General features: G+C 71.5%; 13 protein-coding genes, 3 tRNA genes and 2 pseudogenes. 12 read left to right on the forward strand and 6 right to left on the reverse strand.

Annotated features, from left to right (window positions below):
* Nucleotides 1-348 (forward strand): annotated as a pseudogene (locus tag Q4A22_RS00560) (hypothetical protein); the annotation flags it as partial.
* A 204-nt stretch (nt 349-552) separates the two neighbouring features.
* On the opposite strand, the gene Q4A22_RS00565 reads toward Q4A22_RS00560, so the two are convergent.
* Nucleotides 553-2,115: a nucleobase:cation symporter-2 family protein gene (locus Q4A22_RS00565; protein WP_303176589.1), complete on the reverse strand. Its 1,563-nt coding sequence runs from the start codon at nt 2,113-2,115 to the stop codon at nt 553-555.
* A gap of 283 nt (nt 2,116-2,398) precedes the next feature.
* Between Q4A22_RS00565 and Q4A22_RS00570 the strand changes: the two genes are divergently transcribed.
* Nucleotides 2,399-3,070, forward strand: coding sequence for a YoaK family protein (locus Q4A22_RS00570; RefSeq protein WP_303176590.1), 672 nt, complete (start codon nt 2,399-2,401; stop codon nt 3,068-3,070).
* Between the two features lie 123 nt (nt 3,071-3,193).
* Nucleotides 3,194-3,697, forward strand: coding sequence for a phosphoribosyltransferase (locus Q4A22_RS00575; protein ID WP_303176591.1), 504 nt, complete (start codon nt 3,194-3,196; stop codon nt 3,695-3,697).
* 44 nt (nt 3,698-3,741) lie between these two features.
* On the opposite strand, the gene Q4A22_RS00580 is transcribed toward Q4A22_RS00575, so the two are convergent.
* Nucleotides 3,742-4,974 carry an acetate/propionate family kinase gene (locus Q4A22_RS00580; RefSeq protein ID WP_303176944.1) on the reverse strand — a complete coding sequence of 411 codons (1,233 nt, stop codon included), beginning with the start codon at nt 4,972-4,974 and terminating at the stop codon, nt 3,742-3,744.
* Between the two features lie 181 nt (nt 4,975-5,155).
* On the opposite strand from Q4A22_RS00580, the gene cls reads away from it, so the two are divergent.
* Nucleotides 5,156-6,628: a cardiolipin synthase gene (cls, locus tag Q4A22_RS00585; RefSeq protein WP_303176592.1), complete on the forward strand. Its 1,473-nt coding sequence runs from the start codon at nt 5,156-5,158 to the stop codon at nt 6,626-6,628.
* Between the two features lie 51 nt (nt 6,629-6,679).
* On the opposite strand, the gene pta is transcribed toward cls, so the two are convergent.
* A complete protein-coding gene (gene pta / locus Q4A22_RS00590) occupies nt 6,680-8,773 on the reverse strand; it encodes a phosphate acetyltransferase (protein WP_303176593.1) in 2,094 nt (697 codons plus the stop codon).
* Nucleotides 8,774-8,878: 105 nt separating this feature from the next.
* Between pta and Q4A22_RS00595 the strand changes: the two are divergent.
* A pseudogene (locus tag Q4A22_RS00595) lies at nt 8,879-9,172 on the forward strand (MTH1187 family thiamine-binding protein); the annotation flags it as partial.
* A 160-nt stretch (nt 9,173-9,332) separates the two neighbouring features.
* Nucleotides 9,333-10,268 (forward strand): spermidine synthase, encoded by a 936-nt coding sequence (locus tag Q4A22_RS00600; RefSeq protein WP_303176595.1) that lies wholly within the window; start codon nt 9,333-9,335, stop codon nt 10,266-10,268.
* Nucleotides 10,269-10,276: 8 nt separating this feature from the next.
* Here Q4A22_RS00600 and Q4A22_RS00605 read toward each other — a convergent pair whose 3' ends face one another.
* A complete protein-coding gene (locus tag Q4A22_RS00605) occupies nt 10,277-11,737 on the reverse strand; it encodes an NCS2 family permease (RefSeq protein WP_303176596.1) in 1,461 nt (486 codons plus the stop codon).
* Between the two features lie 218 nt (nt 11,738-11,955).
* On the opposite strand from Q4A22_RS00605, the gene Q4A22_RS00610 reads away from it, so the two are divergent.
* Nucleotides 11,956-13,371: an FAD-dependent oxidoreductase gene (locus tag Q4A22_RS00610; RefSeq protein ID WP_303176597.1), complete on the forward strand. Its 1,416-nt coding sequence runs from the start codon at nt 11,956-11,958 to the stop codon at nt 13,369-13,371.
* A gap of 140 nt (nt 13,372-13,511) precedes the next feature.
* On the opposite strand, the gene Q4A22_RS00615 is transcribed toward Q4A22_RS00610, so the two are convergent.
* Nucleotides 13,512-14,876 carry a D-arabinono-1,4-lactone oxidase gene (locus Q4A22_RS00615; RefSeq protein ID WP_303176598.1) on the reverse strand — a complete coding sequence of 455 codons (1,365 nt, stop codon included), beginning with the start codon at nt 14,874-14,876 and terminating at the stop codon, nt 13,512-13,514.
* A 265-nt stretch (nt 14,877-15,141) separates the two neighbouring features.
* Here Q4A22_RS00615 and Q4A22_RS00620 point away from each other — a divergent pair, with 265 nt between their 5' ends.
* The 5 genes from Q4A22_RS00620 to Q4A22_RS00640 all read left to right on the forward strand — a co-directional run bounded on the left by Q4A22_RS00620 (nt 15,142) and on the right by Q4A22_RS00640 (nt 17,282).
* Nucleotides 15,142-16,089 (forward strand): universal stress protein, encoded by a 948-nt coding sequence (locus Q4A22_RS00620; protein ID WP_303176599.1) that lies wholly within the window; start codon nt 15,142-15,144, stop codon nt 16,087-16,089.
* Between the two features lie 121 nt (nt 16,090-16,210).
* A tRNA-Glu gene (locus Q4A22_RS00625) sits at nt 16,211-16,283 on the forward strand.
* An 88-nt stretch (nt 16,284-16,371) separates the two neighbouring features.
* A tRNA-Asp gene (locus Q4A22_RS00630) sits at nt 16,372-16,445 on the forward strand.
* 75 nt (nt 16,446-16,520) lie between these two features.
* Nucleotides 16,521-16,593 (forward strand) — tRNA-Phe (locus Q4A22_RS00635).
* 239 nt (nt 16,594-16,832) lie between these two features.
* Nucleotides 16,833-17,282, forward strand: a complete 450-nt coding sequence (locus Q4A22_RS00640) for a hypothetical protein (RefSeq protein WP_303176600.1) — start codon at nt 16,833-16,835, stop codon at nt 17,280-17,282.
* Nucleotides 17,283-17,296: 14 nt separating this feature from the next.
* On the opposite strand, the gene Q4A22_RS00645 is transcribed toward Q4A22_RS00640, so the two are convergent.
* Nucleotides 17,297-19,213, reverse strand: coding sequence for a glycoside hydrolase family 13 protein (locus tag Q4A22_RS00645; RefSeq protein ID WP_303176601.1), 1,917 nt, complete (start codon nt 19,211-19,213; stop codon nt 17,297-17,299).
* Nucleotides 19,214-19,340: the final 127 nt, after the last annotated feature.

The raw sequence follows: 19,340 nt of genomic DNA on the forward strand, positions 1-19,340 counted from the left end.
GGCCACGGCGCCGGTTCCGGACACGGCTCCGGCCGACGCGGGGACCGTGAGAAGCCGGCGCGCGCCAGGGGCCTGGACACCATCCAGCTCGGCCGGGAGGACGTGGACGTCTCCGCGCTCACCCAGCTCGTGGACCCCTCCCAGACGGAGGCGGTCGCGCGGCTGCTCGACGAGGTCCAGCGCACCGCGGACGGGCAGACCCCTCTGACGCGGCTCGTCGAGGACGCCCTGGACCGCGTCGCCCGCGACGGCCTGGACGCCCTCGCCCACCACCGCGGGCACCCGGGCCACCTGGCCCTTCCCCGGGCGCAGGACGTGGCGGCGGCCTACCACCGGGTGCGGCGCTGAGCTGACCGGCTCCCCCTACCGATCCCGCCCGGCTACCCCGCCCCCTACCCCGCACCCCCGCACACCCCGCTGCGTTTGCTCCGTTGTTGCCGATTTCAGCCGGGAAATCTGCATCAGCGGAGCAATTGCGGGGGCGGTAAGGGGGGGGGGAGGGGGCGGGAGAGGGGTGCTTCGAGCGGGGAGGGGACGCGGCGGCGTCGTGCGCTAGTCGTCCAGGGCGCGGCGGATGTCGTCCAGGGAGGTCAGCTCGCCCGCGTTGATGCGCTCGCGGACCGACTCGTACTGCTCCTGGGACGAGGCGAAGGGGACCTCCCGGCCCCGGGCGTCCATGAGGCGGCCGTCCACGAACTGGTCGCCGTCCTGCAGGGCACCGGCCTCCCGCGGGGACAGGACGCGCAGCCCCACGGCGCCCATGCCCATGGCCTCCGTGGAGTGCCGGTGCGTGCTGAGCTCGTTGAAGAAGAAGTTCATCACGAGTGCCGCCACGGCGGCGGAGGAGATGCCGGAGGAGAAGATGATGCCCACCCAGGAGGGGAACGCGGCGTAGAAGTCCGGCGCCACGATGGGGACCATCCCGAAGGAGAGGGACACCGCCACGATGATCAGGTTCATGCCGCCGCGGTAGTCCACGCGTGCCAGGGTGCGGATGCCGGAGGACATCACCGTGCCGAACAGCACGAACCCTGCGCCTCCCATCACGGGCAGGGGGATGGCCGCGATCACCCGGCCCAGCACGGGCAGCATGCCCAGCAGGATCATGAACACGCCGCCCAGGGCCACCACGTAGCGGCTCTTGACCTTCGTGATGGCCACCAGGCCCACGTTCTGCACGAACGCGGTCTGCGTGAAAGAGTTGAACACCGGCGCCACGGCGGAGGAGAGCATATCGGCGCGCAGCCCGTCCGCGATGCGCGCCGAGTCGATGCGTGAGCCGGTGATCTCGGACAGCGCCAAGATGTCCGCGGTGGTCTCCGCCATGTTCACCAGGATCACGATGGCCATCGCCACGATCGCCGCCAGGTGGAACGTGGGGGCACCGAAGTGGAACGGGGAGGGCAGGGCCACCCACGCGCCGTCGCCCACCCCGGAGAAGTCCGCCATGCCCGTGACCCACGCGAGCAGGGTGCCGAGCACGATCGCCACGAGGATCGCCAGGCGGGAGAGCACCGCGCCGCCGAACTTGGAGAGCAGCAGCACCGCGAGCAGCGTGAACCCGGCCAGGCCGATGTTCGCGAGCCCGCCGTAGTCGGCGGCCTTGGTGTACCCGCCCATGGACCACGACGCCGCCACGGGCACCAGGGTGATGCCGATGGTCGTGATGATCGAGCCCGTCACCACCGGCGGGAAGAAGCGCAGCACCCGGGCGAAGAAGGGGGCCACCAGGAAGCCGAACACGGAGGCCACGATGATGGAGCCCATCACGGACTGGATCCCGCCGCCGGTGGCGAGCACCGAGAGCATCGTGGCGATCCCCGTGAAGGACACCCCCTGCACCAGCGGCAGCTGCGACCCGATCCGCGGCAGCCCCCAGGCCTGCAGGAACGTGGCGAAGCCGCCCACGAAGAGGGCGGCGGCCACGAGCAGGGCGGTGGTGGCGGAGTCGTACCCCGCCGCACTGGCGACCACCAGCGGGACCGCGATGAGACCGCCGTACATCGTGAGGATGTGCTGGACCGCGTACACCACGGTCCGCCCCGCGCCGAGCCGCTCGTCCTCCGGGCGCGCTGCCCGCTCGTAGTGGCGGACGGACGCTGCGCTGCTGCTCATGGGTTCCTCGGGGTGCGCCGCAAGTGCGGTGACGGTCGTGTGCTCTGCTCAGCAGTGTAGGCACCCGGGGAGCGCGCCCCGAACCCGCTCAGCCCCGGTCCGGTGTCTGCGGGCGCAGGGCGGACACCGTGCCAGGTGGCGGGAAAGTCTTCCGTCCGCAAGACTGTCACGCTTCGACGCCCCCGCGCGCCGCTGCCAGTCTTCGGCGCGGCGCAGACAGGAAGGTCCACTCTCGTTGTCCCACACCCATCCTGCACTCGGCCCATACCACGACAGACGGGAGATGGCCCTCGGAATCGTCCTGGCCGCGCTGGCGGGGACCATCGGAGCTGCGGCGTGGACCCACACGGAGGGCTGGTACGTCACGTTCATGACCGGCAACACCGAGCGGATGGTCCTGGAGCACTACAAGACCAACCATCTGCTGGGAATCAGTGCGCTGGCCACGGTCCTGTTCTTCGTGCTGGGTGTGGTGCTGGCCACCCTGGCCAGGGTGTTCCTGTGGCGCAAGGCCAGCCATGGTGCGACGCTCGTGACGGCGGCAGCCACCTACGGGGCCTGGGCGGTCGACGCGTTGACCAACGACTCGGGCGCGGTCTTCGGGGTGGCGCCCGTTCTGGCGCTCGCCCTGGGTCTGGGGGCGCTGAACACCTCCATCAGCCGTGACAACCAGGTGGTTATGCCGCTGTCCTACGTCACCGGAACCCTGGTGAAGCTGGGGCAGGGCGTTGCACTGCACCTGGCAGGTGTGCAGAGGTGGGTGTGGGTGTCCCAGGCCGTGACGTATGCGGGCTTTCTCGTGGGGGCGGCCCTCGGCGGAGCCGTTCTGCACGCGGTTCCCAGCGGTGCCGCCCTGGCCTCGCTCGCCGGGATGACAACCGTCGTCGCGGTGGTCACGTGGCGTCTCGACCACCCCGCCTTCTCGTTCGAGGACGCCCACGGATCCAACACCTGAGCCGACGACGACGGCGCCCACTCGACGCTGCGGGCGCCACGTGGGCGTGTGTGCCGTCAGAGACTCGGACTGGTTGGAACGGTCATGCGCCCGGCCGCGCCGGGAACCGACTACCCTACGGGAATGGCCTTTCACGCGGACTCCACCGAACTGGACACCAAGGAAATCCTCACCTGGGAGGGTTTCGGCACCGCCAGCCGGGAGCTGGCCCAGCAGATCGTGGACTCGGAGTTCGTTCCGGACATCATCATCGCGGTGGCCCGTGGCGGCCTGCTGCCCGCCGGCGCCCTCTCCTACGCGATGGGCGTGAAGCTCTCCGACGCCGTGAACGTGGAGTTCTACACGGACGTCCACGAGACCCTCCCGGACCCCGTGCTGCTGGCCCCCATGCTGGACACCGAGTCCATCGACCACAAGAAGGTCCTGGTGGTGGACGACGTGGTGGACTCCGGGCGCACCCTGGCCCTGGTGCTGGAGCTGCTGCGCGGCTACGGCGCCGAGTGCCGCTCCGCGGTGATCTACGAGAAGCCCCGCTCGGAGGTCCGCCCCGACTTCTCCTGGAAGTCCACGGACGAGTGGATCGTCTTCCCGTGGTCCGCGCAGGAGCCGGTCACCAGGACCCGGTGACCGGGAAGCTGGTCACCGGTGACCGGTGACCAGCTCCCCGGTGGTCACTGCCCCACGCGCTCCCACACCAGGGCGGCGGTGGCCTCGGCAATGGCCCGCTCCTCGTCCGTGGCGACCACCAGGACCTCGATCGCGGAACCCGGTGCGCTGATCCGGGTCACGTCCCCCTCTGTGTGCTCGTTGAGCTCCGGGTCCAGGGTGATGCCGAGCGCACCGAGCTGGTCGCAGACCAGGGCGCGGAACGCGGGGGAGTTCTCCCCGATCCCGGCGGTGAACAGCAGCGCCTGCGCGCCGCCCACGGCCACGTGGTAGGCACCCACGTACTTGGCCAGCCGGTACGCGGCCATGTCCAGGACCAGCTGCGCCCGCTGATCTCCGGCGTCGGCGTGCTGCTGGACGGCCCGCATGTCCGAGTCCCCGCAGATCCCCTCGAGCCCGGACTCCTTGTTGAGGATCCGGTCCAGCTCCTTGGCCGTCAGCTGCGGGTTGCGCTCCAGCATGGCGGTGACCACGGAGGGGTCCAGGTCGCCGCTGCGGGTGCCCATCACCAGCCCGGCCAGGGGCGTGTACCCCATGGAGGTGTCGAAGGACTGGCCGTTGCGGATCGCGGTGGCGGACGCGCCGTTGCCCAGGTGGGTCACCACCGCGTTGAACTGCTCGCGGGGGATCCCCAGGAACTCGCACGCCTTGCCCGTGACGTAGTCGTGGGAGGTGCCGTGGAACCCGTAGCGGCGCATCCCGTGCATGGTGTACCACTCCTCCGGCACGGCGTAGCGCCACGCCTTCTCCGGCATGGTGCGGTGGAACGCGGTGTCGAACACGCAGACCTGCGGCATCCCCGGGTAGGTCTTCTGGATGGCGCGCAGCCCCAGGGCGTGCGCCGGGTTGTGCAGCGGGGCCAGAGGGGCCAGGCGCTCGATGGCGCGGATGATCTCGTTGTTCACCAGCACCGGCGCGGAGAAGCGCTCGCCGCCGTGCACCACGCGGTGGCCCGCGGCGTCGATGGTGCGTCCGCCGAGCTCCTCGTCCAGGCGCTGCGCGAGGATCTCCAGGGCCTGCGTGTGGTTCTCGATCTCGGAGGTCCCGATGTTCTCGATCAGACCCTTGGTGACCACCTCTCCGCCCTCCACCCCGGCGGTGGCCCGGTCCAGGGTCACGTTCTCGTTGATCGCGGGCATCGAGGACGTGTACGCCTGAGGCTCTTCGCCCGCCGGCACGACCTCCCGGACCTGGTACTTGATGGACGAGGAACCGCAGTTGACGACGAGCACGAGCATGGCGTTGTCCTTGGGATCGGCGGGCAGGGTGACCACCTCGATGGTCTCACGCAGGGTGGCCCGGGGCCCGCGACGACGCTCCACAGCCCGGCACGGAGCGCGCGGGCACCGTGCCGCGCCGGGCCGGGGGACGGGCGGCCTACGATGAGTGCCACGTGTCCCTCGGCGCATTGGAGCTCACATGGACTGGACGACGGTCGGCACGGTGGCCTACCTGGTCATCGACTACGGCATCAAGATCGTCGCGATCGGGGTGGTCCCGGAGAACCGCAGGCCGTCATCGTCCAACGCCTGGCTGATGATCATCCTGGTGCTGCCCGTGGTGGGTCTGCCGCTGTTCCTCATGCTGGGCAGCCCGTTCGTGCACGGGCGGCGGTACCGCATCCAGCAGGAGGCGAACAGGAGCCTCACCGAGGGGCTGGAAGAGTACCCGGACCTCCCGGACGAGGCCGCCCCGCCACGCTGGCTGGAGTCCTTCACCCACATGAACCGCCGGCTCACGGGCCTGCCGTGCGTCACGGGCGTCAACGTGGAGCTGCTGCCGCAGGAGCACGCCTCCATCGCGTCGATGGCCGAGGCCGTGGACACGGCCACCGACTACGTGCACGTGGAGGTCTACATCATGGCCTGGGACCAGACCACGGCGCCGTTCTTCGAGGCGCTCGAGCGCGCGGTGCGCCGCGGCGTCGTCGTCCGGGTGCTGCTGGACCAGCTGGGTTCGCGGAAGTACCCGGGGTACAGGGACCTGGGCAGACGGTTCGACGCCGCCGGGTTCCAGTGGCGTCTCATGATGCCGCTGCGTCCCCTGCGGGGGCAGTGGCGCCGCCCGGACCTGCGCAACCACCGCAAGCTCGTGGTGGTGGACGGGAACATCGCGTTCATGGGCAGCCAGAACATGATCGACTCCAGCTACCTGTCGAAGAAGAACCAGGAGATCGGCCGCCACTGGGTGGACGTCATGACGCGGCTGACCGGCGAGATCACGGAGGAGATCGAGGCGGTCTTCGCGGTGGACTGGTACAGCGAGACGGGTGAGCGGCTCATGGCCGAGGACTTCGTGCCCTCGCACTCGGCGGTGCCCGTGACGGGTCCGGAGGGCTCGGGGAACTACATGCAGCTGCTGCCCTCCGGTCCCGGCTTCGAGACCCGGCCCAACGAGCGGCTCTTCGCCGCCATGGCCGACGCCGCCACGGACCGCCTGGTGCTCTGCAGCCCCTACTTCATCCCGGACGAGTCCCTGCTCGCGGCGGTGACCACGGCCGCGTACCGGGGCGTGAAGGTCGAGCTGTTCACGAGCGAGAAGGCGGACCAGTTCATGGTCGGCCACGCGCAGGCGTCCTACTACCAGGCGCTGCTCGAGGCCGGTGTGGTCATCCACCGCTACCGCAGCCCCATGGTGCTGCACACCAAGTTCATGCTCGTGGACCGGGAGATGTCCGTGATGGGCTCCTCCAACATGGACATGCGCTCCATGGGCCTGAACTACGAGATCAGCCTGATCTCCTTCGGCGGGGACATGGTGCCGCAGCTGGAAGAGCTCGCCCAGCGGTACCGGGACGCCTCCACCGTGCTGACCGCCGAGCAGTGGAAGCAGCGGGGCCTGGGCGAGCGGTACCTCAACAGCGTCTTCCGTCTGACCTCGGCGCTGATGTGACCGGGCGCTGAAATGGCCGGGCGCGGCATGTCAGCGCCCGGCCACCCCGCGTCAGAGCGTCTGCGCCTGGATCGCCGTGATGGCCACGGTGTTCACGATGTCGTCCACCGTGCACCCGCGGGAGAGGTCGTTCACGGGCTTGCGCAACCCCTGGAGCACCGGGCCCACGGCCACGGCGCCTGCGGACTGCTGCACGGCCTTGTACGTGTTGTTGCCGGTGTTCAGGTCCGGGAACACGAACACGGTGGCCTGGCCCGCCACGTGGGAGCCCGGGAGCTTGGACTTGGCGATCGAGGCGTCCACGGCGGCGTCGTACTGGATGGGGCCCTCCACCTCGAAGTCGGGGTGGGACTCGCGCACCAGCTCGGTGGCCGCGCGCACCCGCTCCACGTCCTCTCCGGAGCCGGAGCCGCCGGTGGAGTAGGAGAGCATGGCCACGCGCGGGTCCACGCCGAACTCGCGGGCGGTCTGGGCGGAGGCCAGGGCGATGTCCGCGAGCTGGCGCTCGTCCGGGTTGGGGTTCACCGCGCAGTCGCCGTAGACCAGCACGCGGTCCGCCAGGAGCATGAAGAACACGGAGGAGACGATGTTCACGCCCTCGCGGGTCTTCACGAACTCCAGGGCGGGGCGGATGGTGTTCGCGGTGGTGTGCGCCGCGCCGGAGACCATGCCGTCCACGTCCCCCAGCTGCACCATCATGGTGCCGAAGTAGGAGCCGTCCGTCATGCGCTCCAGCGCCTGCTCCTTGGTCACACCCTTGTGCGAGCGCAGCCGCACGTACTCGTCCGCGTACCGGTCCCGCAGGGCGGCGTCGTGCTGGAAGTCCACCAGGGTCAGCCCGTCAGCGTCGAAGTCCAGGTCGATGCCCTCGGACCGGGCGAGCGCGCGCACGGTGTCGGGCTCACCCAGCACGGTGAGGTCGCAGAAGTTGCGCCGGTGGATCATCTCGGCCGCGCGCAGGATCCGGGGGTCCTCGCCCTCGGGGAGCACGATGTGCTTGCGGTGCGCCCGCGCGGACTCCACGAGTTCGTGCAGGAACCGCAGCGGGGTGCGCCGGACCGGGCGCGGAAGGGTGAGGCGCCCGGAGAGCTCGTCGCTGTCCACGTGCTCGGCCCAGGCCCCACGCGCCGCGGCGATCTTGCGGGAGTGGGCCCCCGCCAGCGTGCCGCGGGTGCCGGCCACGGCCTGCGCGGTGGTGAACGTGTCCTGCCCGGTGCTCAGCACGGGGAACGGCGCGGCACTGAGCAGGGACGCCACCGCGCCGGTGGGCCGGAAGCCGCCCGTCAGCAGCATGCCCGCCGGGGCGGGCAGCGTGGGCGCCAACGACGACGCCAGGGTCGCCGAGACCACGTCCGTCCGGTCACCGGGGGTGATCACCAGGTCCCCGTCCGCGATCTGGTCCAGGAAGTTGCCCGCGGTCATGGCGGCCACCTTCACGGCCTTGATGTCACGGTCCAGGGAACCGGCGTTGACATCCGTGTCGTAGCCGTGCGCGTCCACGAGCTCGGCCACGGTGGGGTTGGAGATGGCGGGAATCTCCGGGATCACGTACGCCGGGAGGTTGTGGTCGCCCGGCTTGGCCTCGCGCCGGATCTGCTCCACCTGGGAGGGGTCCGCGCGGTTCACGATCACGGCGTAGATGTCGCACCCCGCCTGGCGCAGCTCGGTGCGGGTCACGTCGATCGCGTTCACCACGTCCTTGACCCGCTCGGAGTCGTGGGCGCTGATCACGGCGGCCACGGAGCAGCCCATGTCGTTGGCCAGCCGGGCGTTGAGGTCGAACTCGGCGGTGACCGCGTTGTGGGCCAGCAGGTCCGTGCCGTCCACCAGGATCACGTCGCACTCGCGGGCCATCTCCGCGTACACGGACACGGCCTCGGAGTCGAGCTCGTCGTGCTCCCCGGAGGCCAGGATCTCCCGGGTGCGCTCCAGGGACACCCCGCCGCGGCACCGGGAGTCCGGCAGGTCGAAGGTGCGCTTCATGAGCTGCAGGACGGAGTCCTCCTGCGGGGTGGCGCCGTCGTGCACCGGGCGGAAGAAGCCCAGCGCGTCCGTGCGCTTGAACATGGTGTCCGCCAGGCCCAGGGCCACCAGCGTCTTGCCGCTCAGCGGAGTCATGGCGGAGATGTAGATGCCCTGTGTCATGGAACGTGCTCCCTTGCGTGGTCCTGCGGTGGTGCCCCCAGTCTATGAACTCCACACCCCGTGCCGGGGGTCGCGCTCCGGGGGTGCCGGTGCCACACTGGTCACATGCTGGTCGCCTTCTCAGTCTCCCCCAGCGGTGGGGACAACCCGGACGCCTCGGTGCACGACGCCGTGGCCGCCGCCGTGCACGTGGTGCGCGAGTCCGGTCTGCCCAACCGCACCGATTCCATGTTCACCACCATCGAGGGTGAGTGGGACGAGTGCATGGCCGTGGTCAAGGAGGCCACCGCCGCCGTGGCCGAGTACGGTCCGCGCGTCTCCCTGGTGCTCAAGGCGGACATCCGCCCGGGCCACACCGGTGAGCTGACCGGCAAGCTCGAGCGCCTGGAGTCGGCACTGTCCCATCACGAGCTGAGCCGCTCGCAGGAGCGCCGCGGCATCACCTCCGGCAGCCCCGACGGCGCGGCCGGGCACGCCTCCGCCGGCTCCGGGGACACGGCCGGAGCCCCCTCCGGCGCGGACCGCCCGTGAGGCAGGGCCCGAGCGCTCCCCACCTCTCGTGAGCCGTAAGAAGAACGGCAAGAGCACCAGGCGGGACGGGCGCGGGGAAGCGGGTGCGGCGGCGTCGTCGGACGCTCCCGGGCTCGTGGAGCGCACCTGGGACACGGACACTGGCACGGTGGAGCTGCAACGGGACCCGTACGTGCCCGGCGCGTGGGTGCTGCGGGTGAACGGGGTGCCGTCCTCGCACATCGTGCCCGACCGCCCGGACCAGCTGGAGTTCGAGTACATGCGCTGGTTCTCCACGGTGCTGGAGGAGCACGTCTCCGCGCACCTGGACGCCACGGCGCTGCGCGTGCTGCACCTGGGCGGCGGTGCGTGCACCATGGCCCGCTACCTCGCGTGGCGCTACCCGCAGGCCCGGCAGGTGGTTGTGGAGCTCGACGCCGCCCTGGCCACCCTGGTGCGCGAGTGGCTGGACCTGCCCCGCGCGCCGCTGCTGCGGATCCGCCCCGGTGAGGCGCGCGCGGTCACGGAGTCCCTCACGGAGGACTCCCGGGACCTGGTCCTGCGCGACGTCTTCGCGGGGGAGCAGACCCCGGGGCACCTGCGCACGGTGGAGTTCGCCCGGCATGTGGACCGGGTGCTCGCGCCGGGCGGCCTGTACCTGCTGAACGTGGGGGACACCCGCAACCTCAAGGGCACGCGGGCGGAGCTCGCGGCGCTGCTGGAGGTCTTCGAGCACGTGGCCGCGGTCGCGGATCCTGCCATGCTCAAGGGCCGCCGCTACGGCAACGTGGTCCTCGCGGCCTCACACGCCCCGCTGCCCGCGGCCGGTTCCGCCGACGCCGCCGCGCTGGGCCGTGAGCTGCTGGGCGGTTCCCTGCCGGCCCAGTACAAGGACACGGCCTGGTGCCGGGAGCTGGTGGGACCGGACCAGCCGTGGCACGACAAGCCCGCGGACCCGGTGCCGGAGGGGCCGGACGCGGCCTGAGGGCGGGGTCAGCCGGCCCAGCCCTCGATCACGCCGATGCCGAAGAACGCCACGAACGCCAGGGCCACCACGTACATGAGCGGGTGCACGTCCCTGGCGCGGCCCTGGACCAGGCGGATGAACACGTAGGAGACGAAGCCCGCGCCGATCCCGTTGGCGATCGAGTACGTGAACGGCATGACCGCGAAGGTGAGGAACGCGGGGACCGCCACGCCCCAGTCCTCCCAGTCGATGTTCACCACGTTCCTGGCCATGAGGAAGCCCACCACCACCATGGCGGGCGCCACGGCCTCGAAGGGCACCACGTTGACCAGCGGGGTGACGAACATGGCGGCCAGGAAGAGCACGCCGGTGACCACGTTCGCCAGTCCGGTGCGCGCGCCCTCGGCGACACCCGTGGAGGACTCCACGAAGATCTGGTTGGAGGACACGGAACCCGCGCCACCGGCGGCGGCCCCCAGCGCGTCCACGAGCAGCACGCGGTCCACGTTCTCGATCTGCCCGTCCTCGGCCACCAGACCGGCCTGCTGGGACAGGCCCACCATGGTGCCCATCGCGTCGAAGAAGATGGACAGCAGGATGGCGAAGACCAGCAGCGCACTCGCGATCCCGCCCAGCTGCGTGAAGGCGTCCAGGGGAGCGGCGTTGCCGATCAGGGAGAGGTCCGGGAGCGCGAACAGGGCGTCCGGCGTGGTGGGCACCACCAGGGACCAGCCGTGGGGGCTGTCCACCGAGGAGCCGGAGGGCACCACGGCCTCCAGCACGTGGGCCAGCACGGTGGTGAGCACCACGGAGATCAGGATCCCGCCCCGCACGTTGCGCACCACCAGCGCCACGGTGAGCAGCAGGCCCACCACGAACGTGAGGGTGGGCCAGCCGAACAGCTCGCCACCGTGCCCCAGGCCCACCGGCACGGTGGTGTGCGCGGCGTCCGGGGTGCGTGTGACGAACCCGGCGTTCACGAAGCCGATGAGTGCGACGAACAGGCCGATGCCCACCACGATGGCGGTCTTCAGCGAGTCCGGCACGGCGTTGAACACGGCGGTGCGGAACCCGGTGAGCACCAGGACCACCATGATCACGCCGGCCCAGATCACCAGGCCCATGACCTGCGGCCACGTGAGGCCGGGGGTGGTGGCGATGGTCACGGCCAGGAACGCGTTGACCCCCAGCCCGGCGGCCATGGCGAACGGGGACTTGGCCCACACACCCATGAGGATGGTCATGACCCCGGCGACCAGGGCCGTCACGGCCGCCACGCGCTCGCCGCCCAGGATGTTCCCGGCGGCGTCCGGGCCGTAGCCCAGCACCAGCGGGTTGAGCACCACGATGTAGCTCATGGCGATGAACGTGGCCAGGCCGCCGCGGACCTCGCGGCCCACCGTGGACCCGCGCCGGGTGATGGAGAAGAAGCGGTCCAGCCCGCCGCGGGGTTCGCTGCGAGTGGTGGGCGGGGTGGGTGACGACATGCGGATCCTCACGGGCGGGTGCACACGGGGCACCGGGGAAACGGGTGGGGTGTTTGTGTAGAAATACTACGCCGACGCCGCCCTCCCGCCCCCGGGGCGCCCACCGCCCACCGCTGGCGGGCCCCGAGGTTAGGCAGGACTGACCTGAGGTCACTACCGTTGGTCACAGTCCCCGCCAGCACGCGATCCGCGCGTGCGCGTCGAAAGGAACTGCGACCGTGACATCCAACGACTCCCCGCGTCCGCTGCGCGTTGCCGTGATCGGAGCGGGCCCGGCAGGCATCTACGCCGCGGACATGCTCACCAAGACCGAGGCGGTCCGGGAGGGCGAGCTCGAGGTCAGCGTGGACCTCTTCGACCGCTACCCCACTCCGTTCGGGCTGATCCGCTACGGCGTGGCCCCGGACCACCCCCGCATCAAGGGCATCATCACGGCGCTGCGCTCCATCCTCAGCCGCGGCGACATCCGGTTCTTCGGCAACGTGGAGTACGGCAAGGACCTGACCCTGGGCGACTTCCTCACCCACTACGACGCCGTGATCTTCGCCACCGGCGCCGTCAACGACGCCCCGCTGCAGATTCCCGGCGCGGACCTGGACGGCTCCTACGGCGCCGCCCGCTTCGTGGCCTGGTACGACGGCCACCCGGACTACCCCCGCACGTGGCCGCTGGAGGCCAAGGAGATCGCGGTCATCGGCAACGGCAACGTGGCGCTGGACGTGGCGCGGGTGCTCTCCAAGCACGCGGACGACATGCTGGTCACGGAGATCCCCGCGAACGTGTACGAGGGGCTGCAGAAGTCCCCGGTCACGGACGTGCACATCTTCGGCCGGCGCGGCCCGGCGCAGATCAAGTTCACCCCCCTGGAGCTGCGGGAGCTCGCCAAGTCCCGGGACGTGGACATCGTGGTCTACGACGAGGACTTCCAGTTCGACGAGGCGTCCGAGCGGGCCATGGCGGAGAACAACCAGACCAAGGTCATGATGAAGACCCTGCAGAAGTGGCGCGAGGACGACTCCCCCAAGACCGCGTCCCGCCGCCTGCACCTGCACTTCCTGCAGACCCCCGATGAGATCCTCGGGGACGAGAACGGCAGGGTCCGGGCCATCCGCATGGAGCGCACCCGGCTGAACGGCGACGCCTCCGTGACGGGCACCGGCGAGTACACCGAGTTCCCGGTGCAGGCCGTCTACCACGCGATCGGCTACCTGGGCTCGCCCCTCCCGGAGCTGCCCTTCGACCCGGAGCGCGGCGTGATCCTCAACCAGGAGGGACGCGTGGTCGAGGCCGACGGCTCCCCGATGCCCGGCGTGTACGCCACCGGCTGGATCAAGCGCGGACCCGTGGGGCTGATCGGCGCCACCAAGTCGGACGCGCTGGAGACCGTCACCCACCTGGTGGAGGACCGCGCGGCGCTCGCGGACCCGGACTCCCCTGACCCGCAAGCCGTGGTGGACCTGCTGGACGGGCGCGGCGTGCAGTACACCACCTGGGACGGCTGGCTCGCCCTGGACGAGTACGAGCAGGGCCTCGGTCAGGCCTCCCAGGACGCCCAGGGCAACCCGCGTGAGCGGGTCAAGGTGGTGGAGCGGGAGGAGATGATCTCCGTCTCCCGCGCCGGCGCGGGGCAGTAGCCCGCCGCCGGCGCACTCGCCACGACGCGGGGCGTGGGACCGGTTGACCCGGTTCCACGCCCCGCGTCGTGCTGTTCCGGGCCTTCCGCGGAGCCTGGGCCTCCCGGGGTCGCCGGTTCGTGGACTCCGCGTCCCGGGCCTCAGACCCCCAGCAGGGTCCGGGTGTGCTCGTTGAGCAGGAGCCCCTGGGGGTCCAGCTCCGCCCGGGCGGCCAGGAACTCGTCCCAGCGGGGGTACTGCGGTGCGAGGTCCTGGGCGGTGCGCGTGTGCAGCATGGCCCAGTGGGGCCGCCCGCCGTGGTCCACCAGGATCCGCTCGGCCTCGGTGAGGAAGCTCGGCCCGTGCCGCTTTCCGTACTGGCGCAGGGCGATCCACCCCGTGTACCTGCCCGCGGCGGGGGAGAGCAGGCCGCGGTCGGGCGGGGAGCAGCGCAGGGTCACGGGGAAGGAGAGGTCGTACCCGTGGGTCTCCACCAGGGTGCGCAGCTCCTGGAACGCGGCGCCGGTGTTCTCCAGGGGCAGCGCGTACTCGGTGGCCACGTAGCGCACCGGCCGCGCCACCGTGAACACCTGGTAGGACACGTCCGTGTAGCGCCGGGAGCTCACGGCCAGGGACCCGATCCGGTTCAGCCCGCTCACGGCCCGGGGCACCAGGGACCCCGCGCGGCCCAGTCCGGCCGTCAGGGAGGTGCGCAGGACGGCGTCGTCCGCGCGGCGCAACGCCCGGGAGACCGGGGATGCCGGACGGGTGTAGGCCTCCGGGAGGCGGTGCAGGCGGCTGAGCACGCGGGTGTGCGCCGCGGGGGAGCCGGGCATCCAGGAGAACTCCACGTGGTCCGCGCCGGCCATGCGCTCCTGCAGGGTGTCCACGAGTCCCGCCACCGGTTCGCGGAACTCCGCGCAGTGCAGCCGGAAGGCGCTCACGCACTGGAGCGTGACGCTCACGAGAACGCCCAGAACGCCCAGGTGAACGCGGGCGGCCTCGAGCAGGTCCGGGCGGTGGGTCTCCGAGCAGGACGCGAGCTCCCCGGAGGGAGTCGCGATGCTCACGCCGACCACCTGTGCGCCCAGCGACGGCTGCCCCAGCCCCGTGCCGTGGGTTCCCGTGGCGATCGCCCCCGCCACGGTCATGCTGGAGGAGTCCGGCAGGTTGGCCAGGGCGAGTCCGCGCTCCTCCAGGACCAGGTTGAGCTCCTGCAGCGTGGTGCCCCCGAACACCGTGACCCGCTGCCGCTCCTCGTCCACGGACACCAGTCCCGAGAGGGCGGAGGTGTCCAGCAGGACGTCCTCCGTGGGCACCAGGGGGGCGCAGCTGCGGCCGGACCCCGCGGGGCGCACGGTCAACCCCGCGCCCGCGGCCTCCTCCAGCACCCGCAGCACCTGGTCCGAGTCCGCGGGGCGGACCACGGCCGCGGGCTCGGCGGTGAGGTTCCCACCCCAGGACCGCCACGTGCGCGCCCTGACCTGGGCCGTCATGGGCTGCTCGGGTGCTGCACGTCTGCTCACGGCTCGTCTCCGTTCCGGGGCCCGGGGACCCCTGTGGGTGCTGGTCCGGCTCGCCGCGGCCACCCCACCGCCACGGGGACCGGTGCGGTGTGCGCCGGAGCCGTCCGTGCTGGCGCGTGCGGTGCGCGCGGGAGGTGCCGGGGCGTCGTCGTCCGCGGTCCGAACGGCACCATCATCTCACCGTCCCCGGGCGCCGGGGCCCGTGCCACCAGGGGGCCGCGAGACTAGGCTGGAAGTAGGAAGCCGCGGCCCGGGAGGGAATGCCATGAACGCACGTGACGCCGAGATCGTCGTGGGAGTGGACGGCTCCGAGCAGAGCCTGGGCGCCCTGCACTGGGCCGCGCGGGAGGCCCGCCGCCGCGGGGCACCCCTGCACGTGGTCACCGCCTACACGCTCCCCATGGTCGGCGGCTCCACCTTCGACGTGGGCTACGCCGCGTTCGACGACGCCGCCCTGAGCCGCGCCGTCGCGGACCTCGCCGAGGACGCCCGGCGCCGCGTGGCGGAGCTGGACGTGGACGTCCGCTCCACGGTCCAGGCCGGGGACCCCTCCGGGGTGCTCGTGGAGCTCAGCCGGGGCGCCCAGCTGCTGGTCCTGGGCTCGAGCGGACGCGGCGGTTTCCTGGGGCGGCTGCTGGGCTCGGTCTCCACCGCCGTGCCCGCCCATGCGCACTGCCCCGTGGGCATCATCCCCCTGCAGTGGGGCACGGACTACCGGTTGAGCGAGAACGTGAGTCGGCGCGGTGCGTTCGTGGACGGCGTGACCGTGGGCTCGGACGGCTCCGGGCACGCCAGCTCCGCCATGCTGTGGGCCGCGGACGAGGCCGAGCAGCTGGGGGTCCCGCTGCACGTGGTGTGCGCCGCTCCCGCCGAGAACGCCTCCTACGCCTGGCTGCCCTCCCCCGTGGACTTCGACGACCTGCGCGGGGAGGTTCGCGCCGCGCTCGACGCCTGCGTGGCGTGGCTGCGGAGCCACTTCCCGGGGCTGGAGATCACCGGCGAGCTCGTGGACGGCGCGCCCATCGACACACTGGTGGCGTGCTCGGCGCAGAACCAGCTCGTGGTCACGGGCACCCGTGGTCGCGGTGGCTTCACGGGAATGCTCCTGGGCTCAACGTCCCAGGGGGTGCTGCACAACTGCACGGGACCCGCGATGATCGTCCCGCGCTTCGAGGATCCCCGGCTGCAGGACCGTCCGGACGTGGCCGTCTGAGGGTGCGCCGCGGACGCGGTGTGCCATATCATGGCGCGTTTGTACGCGGGGACGGTTTCCCTCTAAGCTACTGGAGGTCCACCGTCCGATGGCGCCCAGGCACCCCGCGGACGATGTTCTGGCCCCCATCGTCTAGCGGCCTAGGACACCGCCCTTTCACGGCGGCGGCACGGGTTCGAATCCCGTTGGGGGTACGTTTTCCGTTCGGGAGACCGCAGGACGCACGATTTGCACGAAGAGGCGTTCGACCTGCTAGGATATTCTCTCGTTGGAAACAACCAAGGCCCTGTAGCGCAGTTGGTTAGCGCGCCGCCCTGTCACGGCGGAGGTCGCGGGTTCAAGTCCCGTCAGGGTCGCTCAGGCGGCGATGAAAAGGCAACTTTTCGCGCCGTCGCGGCATATCATCCCGGGTTCACCCGGCTGGTCTGCCTGGCTCTGTAGCTCAGTTGGTAGAGCGTACGACTGAAAATCGTAAGGTCACCGGATCGACGCCGGTCGGAGCCACTGAACCCTCGCGTGGCTTCTACACGCGGGGGTTCTTCTCATCTCCGGGTGCCGTGCACGAGCACCTCGCACCCGACCCCCAGCCCGCGCCGAGGTTGCGGCCCTACCGTGGACAGCGGTCGAGGGCTGCGCGCTCTCACCACCGGGCATCCCGCCGAACCGCGGCGGGTGACACACGGGCCCCACCGGATCCCCGCAGAACGGGTGCCCGGCGGGTGAGGAACGGGGAGACGGCGGTCATGACACAGCCCAGACGGGCGCTCGCGGCGCTCGCGGTCCTTGCTCTCTCGGGGGCGCTCACCGGCTGCGCCCAGCAGGGCAAGGGCACCGCCATCGAGCTGTCCTCCGTGACCCCCACCCCCACCTCCGACACCTCGGAGGCACCGGCGGACACGAACTCGTGCTTCGACGTGGCCGAGGCCCTCAGCGCCCTCGAGCTGCTCCCCCTCACGGACCAGGAGGAGAAGGAGCAGCAGGACGACGACGCCCTGGACAAGGCCCGCGAGTCCCTCGCCCGGGTGCAGGGCCGCTTTCCCGGCGCCACCCGTCCCGCGTTCGAGGACGCCCGGAAGGTCCTGGCCGAGGCCGGGGACACCCTGCAGCCCACCGAGGCCGTGCGGGTGCGCACCGCGCTGGCGCCCGCAGACTCCTGGCTGCGGACCCACTGCTCCGCCGCCCCCGCCCGCTGAGCGGCTGCGGCGGCTCAGAGCTCGAGCCACACCGCGCTGTCCACACTGAGCTGGTCGTTCACCACGGCCTCCTGGCCGCTGGCCAGCAGCAGCTCGGCCTTTGAGAGCTCCTCGAATCCCACCGCGGTCTCCCCGAGGTTCGTGGCCATCAGCACGCGGCGGCCGGTTCCGGTGGTGAGCACGTAGGCCAGCACCCCGTCCGACTCCTCGCTCAGCGGGTGCCACGCGAAGTCCGCGGTTCCCAGCTCCAGCTCCCTCCGCAGCCGCAGGGCGCGGCGGTACAGGTTCAGTGTGGACTGCGGATCACCCTCCTGGTGGTCCACGGTGATCTCGCTGAAGGAGTCCGGCTGCGGCAGCCACGGCTCCGGTCCGAAACCCAGCCCCGCGCCCGCGGGAGACCAGGGCAGGGGGACGCGGGCGCCGTCGCGCCCCAGCTCGGCTCCCCCGGTGCGGTGGAACGTGGGGTCCTGGCGGGCGTGGTCCGGCAGCTCGGTGTGCTCGGGCAGGCCCAGCTCGTCACCCTGGTACACGTACGCGGAGCCGGGCAGGGACAGCTCCACCAGCGCGGCCGCGCGGGCCCGGCGCAGGCCCTGGCCGTGGTGGGGCTGCTCGTCCTGCGCGCCGATGCCGTTCGGGTACGCGGTGCGCGAGGACAGCCCGTAGCGGGAGGCGTGGCGCACGGTGTCGTGGTTGGAGAGCACCCACGTGCACGGCGCGCCCACCTCGTAGTTGGCGCGCAGGGAGACGTCGATGACGTCCCGCACCCGGTCCCGGTGCCACCCCGCCACCAGGAAGTCGAAGTTGAACGCCTGCTGCGCCTCGTCCGGGCGCACGTAGCGGGCCAGCCGCTGCGGGGGGCCCACCCACGCCTCGACCACCAGCATCCGGTCCCCGGGGTACTCCTCCAGCACCCGGTGCCAGTCCCGGTAGATCTCGTGCACACCGTCCTGGTCGAAGTACGGGCCGGTGTCCATGGTCTTCTCGGTGTTCGCAGACCCGCCACCGGCCCCGGGAGCGACGCCGCCCGCGCCCTCCGCGCCGGAGGCCGCCCCCTGCTCGGCGCCCACCGTCTCGGGCCCGAGAGCGGGGGTTCCGGCGGTGTCCGAGGCGGAGTCCTCGGGGAAGGTGGTGGCCTGCTCGGCGCCCACCGTCTCCGGCCCGGGAGCGGCGGGGCCGGTGCCGTCCGAGGCGGGAACGGCGGCGTCGTCGGAAGAGGTGCCCGTGCCCTCCACCATGTGGACCTGCTCGTCCCAGTCCGGCAGGCCGGGTGCCTTGACCATGCCGTGGGCCACGTCCACGCGGAAGCCGTCCGCCCCGCGGTCCAGCCAGAAGCGCAGGATGGCGCGGAACTCCTCCCACACCTCGGGGTTCTCCCAGTCGAGGTCCGGCTGCGAGGAGTCGAAGAGGTGCAGGTACCACTGGCCGTCCGGGACGCGGGTCCACGCCCGGCCGCCGAAGAGCGACTTCCAGTTGTTGGGGGGCAGCTCTCCGTTCTCCCCGGTGCCCTCGCGGAAGATGTAGCGGGCGCGCTCCGGGGAACCCGGTTCGGAGGCCAGCGCCGCCCGGAACCACTCGTGGTCCTCGGAGGTGTGGTTGGGCACCAGGTCCACGATGATCTTCAGCCCCAGGCGGTGAGCTTCTTCCCGCATCCGGTCGAAGTCCTCGAGCGAGCCGAAGCGGGGATCCACGGTGCGGTAGTCCGCGACGTCGTAGCCGGCGTCGTGCTGCGGCGAGAGGTAGAAGGGGGAGAGCCACACGGCGTCCACGCCCAGGCGCGCGAGGTAGGGAAGCGTCTGGGTGACGCCGCCCAGATCGCCCATGCCGTCCCCGTTGGAGTCCTTGAAGGACCGGGGGTACACCTGGTAGATCACGGCGTCGCGCCACCACTCGGAACCGGAGGGGGCGGGGAAGGGGGTCTGGGAGAGAGTCACGTGACCCAGGCTACCCACCGGGCACTGGGATCGACCACGGTGCCCCTCTCGGGGCCCTTGCCCCGTGCCGCTACCGGACCCCGTGCCCCACCCGTCCCCCCGCCCCCCCCCCCCCCCCCCGGGTGGC

Origin of the sequence: Kocuria sp., assembly GCF_030530945.1 — a bacterium.
In the GTDB taxonomy this organism is placed as follows: domain Bacteria; phylum Actinomycetota; class Actinomycetes; order Actinomycetales; family Micrococcaceae; genus Kocuria.

Coding starts and splice junctions, on each gene's coding strand:
- Q4A22_RS00565 (WP_303176589.1), bottom strand. CDS start 2,115: ATGAGCAGCAGCGCAGCGTCCGTCCGCCACTACGAGCGGGCAGCGCGC.
- Q4A22_RS00570 (WP_303176590.1), top strand. CDS start 2,399: ATGGCCCTCGGAATCGTCCTGGCCGCGCTGGCGGGGACCATCGGAGCT.
- Q4A22_RS00575 (WP_303176591.1), top strand. CDS start 3,194: ATGGCCTTTCACGCGGACTCCACCGAACTGGACACCAAGGAAATCCTC.
- Q4A22_RS00580 (WP_303176944.1), bottom strand. CDS start 4,974: ATGCTCGTGCTCGTCGTCAACTGCGGTTCCTCGTCCATCAAGTACCAG.
- cls (WP_303176592.1), top strand. CDS start 5,156: ATGGACTGGACGACGGTCGGCACGGTGGCCTACCTGGTCATCGACTAC.
- pta (WP_303176593.1), bottom strand. CDS start 8,773: ATGACACAGGGCATCTACATCTCCGCCATGACTCCGCTGAGCGGCAAG.
- Q4A22_RS00605 (WP_303176596.1), bottom strand. CDS start 11,737: ATGTCGTCACCCACCCCGCCCACCACTCGCAGCGAACCCCGCGGCGGG.
- Q4A22_RS00620 (WP_303176599.1), top strand. CDS start 15,142: ATGAACGCACGTGACGCCGAGATCGTCGTGGGAGTGGACGGCTCCGAG.
- Q4A22_RS00640 (WP_303176600.1), top strand. CDS start 16,833: ATGACACAGCCCAGACGGGCGCTCGCGGCGCTCGCGGTCCTTGCTCTC.